This is a genomic window from Undibacterium sp. Ji83W, from assembly GCF_049340385.1.
GTDB lineage: Bacteria > Pseudomonadota > Gammaproteobacteria > Burkholderiales > Burkholderiaceae_D > Undibacterium.
The window spans coordinates 355,047-369,088 of sequence record NZ_JBMPOZ010000003.1; the positions used below are offsets into that span (position 1 = coordinate 355,047).

The 14,042-nt window shown below is 51.4% G+C and carries 11 protein-coding genes; 1 reads left to right on the forward strand and 10 read right to left on the reverse strand.

Features of this window, described 5'->3' with window-relative positions:
* Positions 1-34: 34 nt before the first annotated feature.
* From ACO0LD_RS08405 to ACO0LD_RS08445, 9 genes are all read right to left on the reverse strand, one after another.
* Positions 35-1,231 carry an esterase-like activity of phytase family protein gene (locus ACO0LD_RS08405; RefSeq protein WP_423005633.1) on the reverse strand — a complete coding sequence of 399 codons (1,197 nt, stop codon included), beginning with the start codon at positions 1,229-1,231 and terminating at the stop codon, positions 35-37.
* Between the two features lie 65 nt (positions 1,232-1,296).
* On the reverse strand, positions 1,297-2,208 hold the full coding sequence (locus ACO0LD_RS08410) for a nucleoside hydrolase (RefSeq protein WP_423005635.1): 912 nt from the start codon (positions 2,206-2,208) through the stop codon (positions 1,297-1,299).
* A 36-nt stretch (positions 2,209-2,244) separates the two neighbouring features.
* Positions 2,245-3,303, reverse strand: coding sequence for an ADP-ribosylglycohydrolase family protein (locus tag ACO0LD_RS08415; RefSeq protein WP_423005637.1), 1,059 nt, complete (start codon positions 3,301-3,303; stop codon positions 2,245-2,247).
* 28 nt (positions 3,304-3,331) lie between these two features.
* A complete protein-coding gene (locus ACO0LD_RS08420) occupies positions 3,332-4,300 on the reverse strand; it encodes an ABC transporter permease (protein ID WP_423005639.1) in 969 nt (322 codons plus the stop codon).
* Positions 4,297-5,469, reverse strand: coding sequence for an ABC transporter permease (locus ACO0LD_RS08425; RefSeq protein WP_423005641.1), 1,173 nt, complete (start codon positions 5,467-5,469; stop codon positions 4,297-4,299). The genes ACO0LD_RS08420 and ACO0LD_RS08425 overlap by 4 nt, the downstream gene beginning before the upstream one ends.
* The gene (locus ACO0LD_RS08430; RefSeq protein WP_423005643.1) at positions 5,466-7,073 is read right to left on the reverse strand and encodes an ABC transporter ATP-binding protein; all 1,608 of its coding nucleotides are present in this window, start codon (positions 7,071-7,073) and stop codon (positions 5,466-5,468) included. The genes ACO0LD_RS08425 and ACO0LD_RS08430 overlap by 4 nt, the downstream gene beginning before the upstream one ends.
* A 16-nt stretch (positions 7,074-7,089) precedes the next feature.
* On the reverse strand, positions 7,090-8,217 hold the full coding sequence (locus tag ACO0LD_RS08435) for a BMP family lipoprotein (RefSeq protein ID WP_423005645.1): 1,128 nt from the start codon (positions 8,215-8,217) through the stop codon (positions 7,090-7,092).
* A 55-nt stretch (positions 8,218-8,272) separates the two neighbouring features.
* Positions 8,273-9,112, reverse strand: coding sequence for a hypothetical protein (locus ACO0LD_RS08440; protein WP_423005647.1), 840 nt, complete (start codon positions 9,110-9,112; stop codon positions 8,273-8,275).
* A gap of 67 nt (positions 9,113-9,179) precedes the next feature.
* Entirely contained in the window at positions 9,180-11,627 is a 2,448-nt protein-coding gene (locus ACO0LD_RS08445) for a TonB-dependent receptor (RefSeq protein WP_423005649.1), read from the reverse strand.
* Positions 11,628-12,227: 600 nt separating this feature from the next.
* Between ACO0LD_RS08445 and ACO0LD_RS08450 the strand changes: the two genes are divergently transcribed.
* Positions 12,228-13,010, forward strand: coding sequence for a GntR family transcriptional regulator (locus ACO0LD_RS08450; protein WP_423005651.1), 783 nt, complete (start codon positions 12,228-12,230; stop codon positions 13,008-13,010).
* 50 nt (positions 13,011-13,060) lie between these two features.
* Here the strand turns inward: ACO0LD_RS08450 and ACO0LD_RS08455 are convergent, their stop codons facing one another.
* The gene (locus tag ACO0LD_RS08455; protein ID WP_423005653.1) at positions 13,061-13,993 is read right to left on the reverse strand and encodes a carbohydrate kinase family protein; all 933 of its coding nucleotides are present in this window, start codon (positions 13,991-13,993) and stop codon (positions 13,061-13,063) included.
* Positions 13,994-14,042: the final 49 nt, after the last annotated feature.

Genomic DNA, 14,042 nt, shown 5'->3' on the forward strand with positions numbered 1-14,042 from the left:
TAATGCTTTTGAAGAGCCTGATTGAGGTAGTCTGTTATTTAGGTAGTACCTCAAAGACCAGCAGTTGCGTAACCTGGGTCTGATCGAAATTATCATCCGATACAAGCACGATGGTGTCATGCCCGTTGGGCAATTTACGTCCCCATGCGATTCCTTCTATATTGTCGATTTTTGGCAAGCCAGCTTCATTCAAATTCAAGACCAGCCTTTTCCTGGCCGGTACATAATTTGCAGTCTTTAGCGAAGCAATATCCTGTATACCTGTTGCCCCGTCAATATCCATCTCATACAGGCGAATATAAAATTTGAAAACGCCTGTTGCGTCCTGAACACCGGAACGTTCAAGTACTAGCAGTTGATGCTCATTGATCGCCAGTATTTCAGACAAACCGTTATCACTGAATCTGCCGGATGCGGCCACCGCTTGAACCGGATCAAGTGGGTAGGCATATTGTTCAAACACTTTACCCTTGCGGTCAAAGCGAGTGATGCGGCTGACTGCTCCTTTATCGACGCTGGCCACCGGTCCATCCTGATAGATGGCTGTTTCCATGCCCAGCCATAGATATTTACCGTCCTGGGAAAAACTCAAACCTTCAAAACTTAAATTATTCCGTGACCCGGTTTCTTCATTGGGTGACACATTAAACATCGCTGGTGTGGGTAAAGTGGAGAGATAGCTACCATCCCTATTTGCCTGCTTGATAAATGGATTGAGCCCCAATTTACGGCTGCCTTCACTTGCGTACCAGATACTGCCATCCAGGGGATCGAAGCGTATCGATTCTATATCTGCCACCTCACCGCCTTCTTTTTCAAACAGCTTGATATCCGGATAGTGTTTGCCGTTGGCTTGTTTAAAAAAATTCACGCCTGTCAGTGTCACTGAGGTAAAAGCATCCTGGTCATAATTCAGTGTGGCAGTATAAAAACGCGCCGGACTATATTCTGACCTGTCATCACTTTCCAGAATCCACGTTTCAGTACGCGGATCGTAGTCGATGCCAGAAAGCCCACCGACCACTGTATCGCCATAAATGGCTTTTAAAGGAATGCGCTGTTCACCAATGAAACGAAGACTGCCAACAGTATGCTGCGCTGTGTTTTCCACCGCCGGCTTAGCGGCCTTGTCCGTTGTTTTGTCTATGCTGCTGCCGGTAGCGCAAGCAGAGATCAGCACAACCGTGCACAGTGTCACCAAAAATCTGATGCTTTGAATTGGAGATGTCATAGCTATAGTCCGTCCAAAAAAATTCGCCAAAAATACCTGAAAATTTGCACAGTCTCTCAATGACATCAAGAAAGCATGTTAATGGAAGAACGCACCAGCGTCAGCAAGGCTACATCATGCACTTTGGTAATTGCCTGCACATTTTCCCTGCGCCCTTCAATCTGTGAGCCAAACCAGGACATGGCATAACCCTCGGTAGGGCCGTGCCGACAATCTACCGTCACTGCACATGGTTCTCCTTCAAACAAGCTGCTGTCGAATAAATACGCAACCGGACAGGCATCGTGGAGCAGTGGGTCGAGTTTCGCGTAGGCTTCCAGCATGTCGGCAGCCAGTCGGCCACAATGCGTGTCAATAGTTGAAAACGACTGTATCCATTCTGGCGACATCACCACCTGATGTGTCACATCCAGAGGAAAAAGTACAATACTGGCTTCCGCCGTGATGACAATTTCTGCGGCTACCGGATCTGCATAGAAATTGAACTCCGCTGCAGGCGTTACGTTGCCAGGACATCGCAGCGCACCACCCATGATGAGTAACTGCCTTGCCCGCTTTAAAATGCCGGGCGACAGACGTTCTGCCAGTGCCAGATTGGTCAGTGGGCCTATCGCTACCAGCGTTATGCTCCCCTCTTCATGTTCCAGCAGCAATTCAATCAGGCGGGTTGCTGCATGACCAGTCTGGACTGACCTGTCGGCCCCAAACCCAACTCCACCCAGGCCATCTTCACCATGCACCAGATTACAACGGGCTTCTGCATAGCCCAGCGGCAGGGCCGCACCAGCGTACACTGGTACCTGCATTTTCCCGGCGGCATCCAGTATCCTGCGTGCATTCCTTGCGGTAATCGCTACCGGTCGATTGCCTGTAACCGTGGTTACGGCAAGGAGCTCCAGCTTATCGCTGGAAGCCGCCAACAGCAGCGCCAGCGCATCGTCAATGCCTGGGTCGCAGTCGATAATGATTTTTTTCATGATGCTCATTGTCCAGAGTTATTGGCAACAATACTTCTATCCATGATTGCGACCAGCAATCGCAGCCAAAGACAGGGCCAGCTTGTCAAGATCAAAATCGGCCTTATTCGCCTGCTTGAATTCCTGAATCAGATTTTGCGGCAGCTTCGCGGTGCCTACCAGCGCACCAACGATAGACCCGGCCATGGTGGCGATGGAATCGGTATCATTGCCTATGGATGCGCTCAATGCGATGGTGCGCATGGCATCGCCTCTGGCATAAGCAACGACACCCAGAGCAGCCGGGACCGACTCTGCCGCCAGCACTGAATTGCCAACCATGCGCTCCATTCTGGTCAGGAAAGAATAATCATTAGTCGCCTCTGCGGCGATGCTTAAGGCTAATTCAAGTCGTGCTAAATATTGCGGGCCAGCGACCATTCGGGCATGTTCACTGGCAAGTTGCTCACCAATATGTGCTCCCTCTATCGCGCCGTTGATCACATCTTGGAGATTGTTTGACACCAGGGCTTGTGATACTGCAGCAGCAACGGAACAGGCAGCAGAAATAGCAACATTTGTGTCATGAGACGGCAAGCAGGTAATCAGGGCCTGACGGCATGCCGCATCGAGATTTCCAGGGTATATCAAGCCTGCCGGTGCAACCCGCATTGCCGCCCCATTGGTAGTACCCACAGAGGTCATCTTGCGGCGGGAAGTTCCGATAACCCCAACCATCGCAGTGTCGCTTCCCTCCTGCAGCGCTTTTACTATTCCTGCAGTACTTGGCCCCATGAAACTGGCCTTGGGGCTGTTGCTTGCCCAGTCCAGCAGACAGGTAACCCAGCCGGCTTGATCCAGCGCCCCGTCAGCCGCTATCATTGCACGCGCCAGATAATACATCTGGCTGGCGTCATCAGTCACTTCTCCGCGCTTTCCGGCATTCGCTCCCGCAAATGTATCTTCTGGCGGAGTATCAAAATCAAGCACAAGACCGTCATATTTTTTAAAAATCTCTTCTATGGACCACTGTTCAGTCGGCGCACCCAAAGCATCACCCATACCTGCCAATAACAGCGAAGCCAGAATCCTGTCCTGGAATATAAGCTCGTTCAAAAATTGCTCCTTCATTTTAATGATCCTCTTAAGAGATAGACAGTTTTCTCTGACGCATGCCAGCGAAAACAAGTACGATGACCGTAATGACTGGCGGTATCATGTACACCAACTGGGTAGGAATTTTGAACATTCCCAATTGCGTCGCCAGTACCGACGATGCGCCAAATACACAAGCAGCGATGAAGGTTCCAGATGCAGACCTGCGGCCCAGGAAAATCGCAGCCAAAGCCAGGAAACCACGACCTGCAACCATGTCTGACTGGAACAGGGACAGATAACCCATGCTCAAGTAAATACCACCCAGGCTAGCCAGAAAACCACTGAGGAAAAAGCCCAGGTACTGGACACGCTTCACCGGTATACCTGCAATAAGAGCCGCATCAGGGTTTTCTCCTACCGCACGCAGCCAGGTACCATACTTGGTACGCCCTAAAAACAAACGAACCAGGGCGACACTGACAAATGCCAGATACAACAAAACATGGTGGCCATGTCCGCCGTCTCCGTTAAGCAATACATCCAGCGGCGGATAGTCAGCCAGGCCAGGAATCTGGATGAGTGGCAGGCTCGGGCTGTTCAGGCTGGCTGTCGAGCCTTTGTCACCGACTATCGATACCAGCAAAAACACGGTCAGCCCCGCCGCGAGAATATTGATGGCGATACCGGCAACGATCAGGTCGGCTTTCAATTCAAGATGGAACACCGCCAGCACGCCAGTAAGAAGCAGGGCAGCCAGGATGCCAGCAATGGCGCCTGCCCAGGGGTAGATCCAGGGCGACAATCCTGGCAACCATGTCTGGCAATAAACCGATACGATGACGCCAAAAAATGCGGCGACCAGCATGATGCCTTCCAGTGCCACGTTGATACTGCCAGCCAGGTCAGAAATCAAGCCACCCAGTGCGGCAAACACGATGGGTGTTGACGCCCGCATGATAGCCACCACCATGGTGGCGGCAAATGTCGCCAGTGCAATCGCATCAAAGCTCATCATTTCTGGCCCTTCAAACGACGGATGTAATTGAATTTTTGCAAAAAGGAATTCCAGGATAGTCTCAGCCTGGCAGAAAAGCCTGCAGGGATCAGGTGTTCGGCAACAACGAACAGAATAATCAGGGCCTGGACGATCTGCACCACTTCGCGTGACACATCGGTCGTACGTTCCATCGCCTGGGCCCCTGTTCGCAGATAGGCATAGAAAAATGCTGCCATTGGAATCGCCTTGGGGTCATTGCGCGCCAGTAAAGACACTACCAATCCATCAAAGCCCAGCCCCGGCGACAATTCAACCGGTAGCCGCTTTAGCAGGCCGTTGCTGATGTGCAGGCCTGCGAATGCAGCGAACGCACCGCCGAACGCCATGGAAAGCATGATGGAGCGCGTTACCGGCATGCCCACCCGGCGGGCAAAAGCCGGGGCAGAACCAACGGTACGTATCTCATAACCTGTCGTTGTACGCATCAACAAATACCAGGCTGCGAACACGACAAAAGGCAGCAGGTACAACATGGTGCTGACATTGGTATGCGTGATCAGACCTGAAAAAATGGCAGAAGAAGGCAACACTGGCGTCACCAGAAAACCGGCCCCGGGGTCACGCATGCATTCAGAAATGATCAGGCGATACAATTGCACGGCGATCAGATTGAGCATGAGCGTGCTCACAATCTCGTTGACCTGGTAACGCGCCTTCAATACGCCGGGGACCAGGCCCCAGGTGAAGCCGGTCAGAATAGCTGCCACAAAAACGATGGGCAAAAGAAAAGGGAATCCATCGCCCAGATAAAGACTGACCGCAGCAGCAGCCAGTGCCGACAAAAACAATTGTCCATCTGCGCCCAGTGAAAACTGGCGCGCCCGGAATGGAATGGCAACGGCAAGACCGAGAAAAGTCAGCGTAATGGTATCTTCGATGACGGAACCAAAACGCACCATGCGCCGTAATTGCCACCCATGCAGATCGCTCCAGCGGATTTCAGGCAACGGCCCGGTAAGCATGGTCAGGTAGGCGCGAACGGGTTCCTTGCTGACCGTGGCTGTCACCACGAAGCCAATCAGCAAAGCGCAGAACACGGCGAAAAACAAGCGTAGACGCTGCCGCCAGACCAGATCGGCATGCAGCGCTAGCGGGGATGAGGTATTAGCTCTCTCTATGTCTTTCATGCCAGCCTCTCAACATTTTCAACACCCTGCGTCACGCCCAAACCGGTGTCGGCTCCTGACTGGCGCTTCGCTCCTGTCATGTACAGTCCCAATTCATTTGCGCTTACCTGACCTCCGGTAAATTGACCGACGATCTGGCCCTGTGCCAGCACCGCAATGCGGTCGGAGAGCGCAAGGATTTCATCCAGTTCAGCAGAGATCAATAATATGGATGCCCCCTGATCGCGCAATTCGATCAGGTACTTCCTGAGCATTTCACTGGCACCAATGTCGACTCCACGCGTGGGCTGGCAGGCGATCAAAAACAAGGGTTTGGTGGCGACTTCCCGGGCAAAAACCAGCTTCTGCATATTGCCGCCTGACAGGGCGCCAATGATGGTTTCTGCCGACCCGGCGACGACACCGTAGTAATGAATGAGTTGACTGGCGAAATCCCGGATGTTCGCCCTGTTCAGGCTCCCGAATCTGGAAAAAGGCCGTTTATGGTAATCAACCGCCATGACATTTTCTGCAATGCTCATGTCTGCGGCAATACCATCATGCAGCCGGTCTTCCGGTATATTGGCGACCCTGTGCAAACGCGCTATACGCACACCCTGCCCTGTATAAACTTGCCCGTCTATGGTGGCATGTCCTTCAGAAGGCCGACGTAATCCGCACAGAACCTCGGCCAGGAAGGATTGGCCATTGCCTTCAATTCCGGCGATACCAAGTATTTCTCCCGGCGCGATATCGAACGATATCTTCTGCAAGGCATGTCGCCCGTCATCACGAACCACACTGAGATTGCGTACGCTTACCAGCGGATCAAATAGTGCATCTTTGTGGCTTCGTTGAATCTGCAACGGCTTCAATGCCCCGCCTACGATCAACTCCGTCAGTTCAACTTCACTGACGGTTCTGGCATCGCCCTGGCCCACGATTTTTCCGCCACGTAGTACGGTATAGCGATCCGACACCTCGCGTACTTCTGAGAGCTTGTGGGTGATGATCACGACCGTCAGACCCAGCTCAACCAGCTTGCGCAGTGCGGTGAACAGCGCACCTGCCTCTTGCGGTGTCAGCACTGCGGATGGTTCGTCCAGCAGCAGCAGGCGGGCACCACGGTACAAAGCTTTCAGTATCTCTACCTTCTGTTGCTCACCCAGCGACAGGTCTGCCACTATCGCCAAAGGGTCAACCTCCAGCCCGAACCTGGCCGAGACTGCATGCACATCGGCAATCGCCCTGTCATCGTCAAGCAGCAGACCACGCATGGGTTCACGACCCAACACGATATTTCTCGCCACTGAAAACGATGGCACCAATTTAAGATGTTGTGGAACCAAACCGATCCCAGCAGCGATCGCATCGCGTGGTGTACGGAATTGCAAATGCCTGCCTTCGAACAGGATATCCCCGGTATCTGGCTGTTCAAGGCCATAAATCAGTTTCATCAACGTAGATTTTCCGGCACCGTTTTCGCCGACAATCGCATGGATATCGCCGTGCCGGATACCAAAACTGACTCTGTCATTGGCCAGAATACCGTTAGCGTATTGCTTCGATACGCCGGTCAGCTCCAGGATGTAAGGCAGCTTGTTGTCAGGGTAATCAGTTTGCATGGTCTGCTCTATGGCATCAGGGCTTGCGCTTTACGGATGCGTCGCCGCTCGCAAAGGGCATTTGTGTAAAAACACCAGGAACCTGGACACGTTTTTCAATGACTGCACGTTCTGCATCATTGAGACTTTTCAGCACTTCCGCAGGCACCTTCGCCATGACGTCAGAATCGCGTACCAGACGCACACCGCCTTCGGCCAGACCTAGCGATTCCGTCTGTCCATATGCCAGGCTGCCTGCCAGTTGCTGCTGTACCGCACGTAAAATACCGACATCCACATTCTTGATGACGGACGTCACTATTCGTGCTGCCCTTTGCGGGTTAGAAACGCGGTACAAGGCATATTGATCAATATCCACCCCTATCGCATAGCGACGCGCCTCAGCCGCAGCCTCATTGACACCCTGCCCGGTTGCACCTGCTGCGTGAAAAATAAGCCCCACACCCCGGGCATATTGTGCTTTGGCGATATCCTTTCCCGCGGCGGGGTCAGAAAAAGAATTGGCGAACTGACTCAAAATCTGCGCGTCTGGCGATGCGGTTTTTGCTCCTGCCCGAAACCCGGTGAAAAAATCTTCTATGACAGAAATTTGCATGCCACCTATCACTCCCAGGCCACTTCCTGGAGCGACATCCGGCAAACCATTCTGCATCAGCTTTTCAGCGAGAAAACCAGCAAGATAGGCGCCTTCGTTCTGTCTGAAAAGCATGGAGTACACATTTTTGCAATGGCACTTCTTGTAATCTACAGCGGCATCAAATACCATGAAGTGACTATCCGGAAAATCTTCGGCGAGCTTTTGTACATAGGGCACCATGGCAAATGTGCCGGTAATAATCAAGTCATATTCACCGCTGTCGGCCAGATCCGTCAGCGCGGCTTCCCAGCGCGTAGGGTCAGCGCCACCTTCAATGACCTTGGCAAATACGGGCAATGTTTTCCTGGCCTGGTCCATGCCATGCGCCGCAGAATCGAAGAAGGATTTATCCCCCAGTGTTCCGTTGATGAACAAGGCAACCCGCAATTGCGCATTGCCTGGCTTGCGGATATCAGTACGCGCCGTCACAGCAAGGATCAGGTAGAGCAATGCCAGAATTGCAGCGAAGCATGCTAGCTGAAAAAAGAATTCTTTCACTATCCGCATTGCCGGAATCCTTCCATATGCCTGTGATTTTTGTATCGTACATTCATACAACATTTCATGGTGCTTTTTGGCGATGCGCCGCCAACTCCAGGACAGATCTGCGATATTCAGTCAAATACGCAGGATTCAACCAGCGCTCATATTCCTGCTGAAAAGCGGTAGAGAGTTTCGCATTACGTTGAGCTGACGAAACAGCCTTAAATGCCTCGTTCGCTGAGGCCGCCTTACTGCAAGCAATCACAACTGGCAACAACAGACTTGCTGGCGTAACAGGGATGAAAACATGATTATCGAAGGTCTTGAAGTAAGTCAATTCTTCTTCATAACCGAGCACAACATCTACCCTGCCAGCATTCAGCATACGCATCAATACTTCAAAACTGCCAGCCATCTCCGGCTGGTTGAAAGACGCAATCATTTGCAAGGAACGGTCAATATCTGTCCCATAACTCCGCCCCCTCACGACCCCAATCCGCAATTTGTACTCTTTGGCAAATTGCAGCAGGTCCAGATACCCCAGTTTATTGATCAACTTGCTGATCTGCTGAAGAAAGCCAGCATGCACGATCAAGCCACCGTTACGTATCCATCCCAGAGGGGACGTATAACGCATATAGTCTGCCCCTTTTCCATCGTCGCTCACTGTCAAAGCGCAATACGGACCACCTGCCTTCATCAGCATATTCATCCGCGCCGGGGGAACCAACTCCGTCTTATGTACAAGATTTGGCATGTCGCCGCGAATCAGGGCTTCCACGACATCAACATATCCTCCGGCCTGACTATCGACGCTGCTTATATTGGCGGGCGGCAAGTCAGTATGCAGCCAACTGATTTCATCGGCGATGGCACAGTTACATATTGCCAATAAAATCAGCAGCCGACGGCGTGACATTTCCCCACTCCTTCTCAACGATCAAAGTTCTGTGCAGTATCGGAAGTTAAAAACTCAGACCAGAAAATCAGAAATGGGTACGCATCGTTACAAACAGCGTTCTCGGACTACCCAGAAAATAGCGTCCCGATGTCAAAGGATTCGACGTCGTCAATTCAGAACCCACACCGGCTAGATATTGTTTGTTAAACAAATTGTCGATGTTAAAAGCAAGCTCTGTCTTGGTGAAGGCACCTAAAAAACTTCCATTCAGGCGGTAGCTGCCAGACAGTCCAATCAGGGTGTAATTGGGCATATACTCTCTGGGATAAAAGTCAGGACCGCCTTTGACTACCGTATTTGCTACTACATTGTAAGTGCCAGCTGCTTTGCCGACATACTTGGCATTGGCAGTCAAACGCCATCCGGCAGATGATTTCCATGTAACTTCTGCGAAGGCATTGTGCCGCGCCGCGCCCAGCACAGGATCACCAGCCTTGATGCCTTCCGCCAGTGTATCTTCCACATAGTGTGCGTCATTGAATGCATAATTGGCATACAGTTCCAGGTGTTCAAAACTGGCACGCGCAGTCAGTTCAACACCACGTGAGCTAATGCCACCCAGGTTCTGGAACGTTGTTTTTGCATCGCGAGAAAAAATGTCTCCGTTAGGATTACCATTCTGGATGGAAATGCGGTCACGATAATCAATCGCATAGACTGTCATGCCCAGCCCGTAGGGGCCTTTCAGCCAGCGAATACCGGCATCCTTATTAATCGAAGTTTCTGGTTTGATACCATTCTTCGCATCAATTGCTGCCGTGCCTTCAAAAACACTATCTGGAATTGCGCTGAAGTTTTTTGAACCACTGACAAAGAATTCCCAATCGTCATTAATCCTGTATAGCGCGGCAATTTTCGGCAAGATACCTGAAGAAACCGACAACTGGCGTTCACCATTAAATTCAACAGGCGAGCTGTACGTTTCACTGAAGCGCTGGTAAGTCGCACCGACATCCAGCTCGAAACGATCATCCAGCAAACTCATCTTGTCTTGCGCGTACATCATCCCTGCATTGGAATTGTAGTGACGATCCTGCGTGATCGAATATAAATAGCTGTCGGAGTAAGCCGAACTGACGGTCGGGTCTGTCGTCTGATACCAGTTGCGTGTCTTTGCACGGCTGATGTGCTCATACCAGCCACCTACCCTGAGCGAGTGACCACTATCCAGGTTGGTGGCCAATTCAGCCAGCGTGCCTTTTCTATCCGTTTCATAGCCACCGCGCCGTGTGGTCGCCTCACGCGCGCCCCATTGACTGACTGGGTTCATGGCATATTTAGCCGCCGCAGGGCAAGCACCAGCCAGGAGTAAAGCGCTGGCATCGGCAGTCAGCACCGCACTGGATGTCGGGATCAAGCCACCCGATGCAGAGGTCTGATATTGATTCGCATAACATTCCTGCACGGTAGACACGGGCGAACCGCCAGGTGCCACGGCGCTGTAGACGCTACCATTGGTCGGCCTCTGTTTATAGGGGACATAGAACCACCCGTCGCCCTCCTGATGATGGAAATAGGGCTTGATTGTGAGCTTGCTTGCCTCACCCAGCTTTTGTATCCAGTCAATATGGGAAAATACTTCGGTACTCGCAATCCCGCGTGTCCCACGGTAATTTTGATCGATTGCCGGATTGCCGGTCCAGCGATCAGTCAATCCATCCGTGCCAGAATTGGTTTCGAAGTTAGACTTATAAAACGGCGCGCTGACGGCACGCAATGCGACTGCATCATAATCATTGTCAGCCATTTTGTTATAGCTGACCGTGGCGCGCACACTGGAGCCATTGCCCAGGTCTTTCAGAATACGGACATCAGCATGATCGCGCTTGCTGCGGCCAGACTGATCTCCCGGCCAGGTCCTTACAAATTCATGCGAAAAGTCGCCATAGGCGCTGATGCCATTATCAAACCGGCCAGTGTCGTAACGGACAAACGCTCTTTGATAGCCATAATCACCGATTGATATCTCGGCATCACCGCCACGCTCCTTGCCTGGATCACGCGTTCTGAAATCGATATATCCACCCAGGGCCTGATTGGAAGGCGTACCAAGATCACCAGCAGTCTGAGAAACATCCACCCGTGAAATATTTGCCGTATCCATCAGTCGGTTCGGCATGGTTCCGCCATTCGACAAGGTGGAACCATTGGGAATGCCATCGATCGATATGCCGATCTGCTCTTTATTCAGTCCGCGCATGGACAGTCGCATTGAAAAACTGCCTGTCAACGCATCGCTAGACCCTACTTGCAAACCTGGCACCCTGGTCAGCAATTTGAGCGGATCAAGACCAGCAGGTTGCTGCTGTATCGTTTCTTTATCGATGACGCTATTGGCCCTGGCTTCTCCCTTACCCAGCACTTTTCCTGTGACCTCGACAACAGTGACGGGACTCTCCGCTGGCGCAGCAGCTTCTTGCGCATTGGCTGCACCACCCCACTGAAACGCCACCACCGTACCTGCCGCAAACATTCCTATCCTACGATACATGATACCCCCCGATTGACATGTGAAGTTTTCGATTCTTAAGCTGACTTGATTTGCATCTGAATTTCGACGGAAAGAAGAACAATGGATAACCGTTGAATTTATTTTATATTGGTATGTACCACTAATCAATAGAAAATTAAAAATTCTTTTTATTTTTCTTCATTTCGCCTTTTAACCCATACATTTAATGGTTTATAACGTTTCATTTGGAAATGGCTATTAAAAAAAGCCTTTTTTATTTATTATAAATATTTTATATTGGTACGTACCTTGTAAATAGTAAGGCATCATTTTTGCACCAGAATGATCGATTTTCAATGCAAGACGCCTGAACATTTGCATCCTGCGAAGAAATTTCATGGTTGGTACGATCCAATGCACGAAAATCGTGCTTATCCCATAGAAAATATGTTAATCAACGCTAGAATATGTAAGAATTGGTATGCACCTTGCATACAACTGATGCGACCAGACTTCAGCAAGCTCAAGCACATTCATTGACATGCAATGCCGCAGCGAATATAAGCACGAAGGCAATTGCGCCCAGGCAGGAAGCCCGTTTTTAAAGGAATAGACCAGACTATGCGCACCAAGAGACAAAGTAGCGATACCATCCCGCCCAACCAGAATCCGGTCGAAAAATCGTCGGCCCCTCTGTATCGACAATTGGCCGAAACTTTGCAACTGCATATGGAGACCGGGAAAATTGCGCCCAATGAACCCTTACCTGCAGAAAGAGATCTTGCCATCAGTTTTAAAGTCAGCCGTGATACCGTCAGAAAGGCTATCCGTCTATTGGAAGAACGCGGTGTCTTGTATAGTGATCACGGACGAGGCACTTTTGCGGCACCTGCGGCAGTACGCCAGATGTCCCGTTTTTTAGATAGTTTTTCGGAAGACACTCTCAAACGCGGCGGCTCACCTGGCCAGAAAATCCTGTCCATGGAAAACGTGGCAGCCAATATGGCTATCGCCAGCCTTCTGCATGTGGAAGCCCATGTGCCCTTGCTACGCATCAGACGTTTGCGTCTGATGGATGACGCGATTGTAGGCTTGCAGGACTCTTATCTGCATCTTCCGCAAGGTGCGCGGCTGGAACGTAAAGAGCTTGAACGGGCCGGTTCGCTGTATCGCCTGCTGATCGACAAGTTTTCCATTGAGCCGTCAGAAAGCCTTGAGAGCGTCGGCGCCATTGCCGCCTCTGCAGATGATGCGCTATTGCTGGGCGTCGGACCTGGCACACCTCTGCTGGTGTGTGAACGTGTCATGTTGTCCGACAGGCGCGAACCCATAGAATATTGTGAAATGAAGTATGTGCCATCGTATCGCTACAAGACACGGATCAACAAATGGAGTAACGGGTAAGCGGGTCCCCTGCAACCAGACATGCAGGGGCACTAAAAAACCACGCCGGATTACAACATGAGTCTGGCCTCCACCTGAGCCCTGGTAGGCAAAGCAGAACGCGCCCCTATCGCCTCCAGCGCAAAGCTGCCTGCAGCGCAAGCAAATCGCAAAGCTGTTGCCAGTGACAAGCCATCAAACAGCGCAACCAGAAATGCCCCATTAAAACAATCCCCAGCGCCAGTACTGTCAATCACCTTTGTATGAAATGCGGCCACCTCAACCGCGACATCGCCACTAACCGCCATTGCGCCGTGAGAACCTCGCGTGACTACCAGTATCTGCTGCCTGGAATGAAGTCGCTCTTGCATTGCCTTCAACTGCGGTGCTTCATTGAAAATGTTCAGGTAGGTCGCCTCATTCATGAATACGATGTCGCACATCCCCATGAGCCTGCGCATATGTGCCAAGTCAGCAATCATTACTGCCTCGACATCAATGGCGACGATGACCCCGGCCTCGCGTGCCAGGCTGTGGACAACGGTAAATTCTTCCATGTCGTAAGGCATGGCATACAATAAACGGCTTTGGGTCAGTGCTTGAAGGAAAGACGACCCAAGTGACACAGTCCCTTGCATCGGTGAATAGATGAGGGCCTTTTCACCACTGCTCTCCACCATGATAATCGCCATTGAGGAGGCTGTATCCGGAATCTTTTTCAGCTGCTCAAGCCCGACTCCGAAGCGAGAAAATTCACGCGTCAGCAATACTCCCGCACTATCATCACCAACACGACCATAGACCTGCGTCTTCAAACCCAGGTTGCTTGCCGCACAGGCCACATTCGCTACTGTTCCACCTGCAAATTGTCCAAGCCGGCGGCCCAATACCTTCTGGTCAGCACTGGGTGCATGATCAACCGCAAAAACCAGGTCGACATTGGGATCACCAAAAGCCAACATATCCCATCGACGAAGCGATGGTAATCCCATTTTTTCCAGCATCTGACTCTCCTCGCCTTGATTCACGATGTTACGGCCCAGCACGACTAAT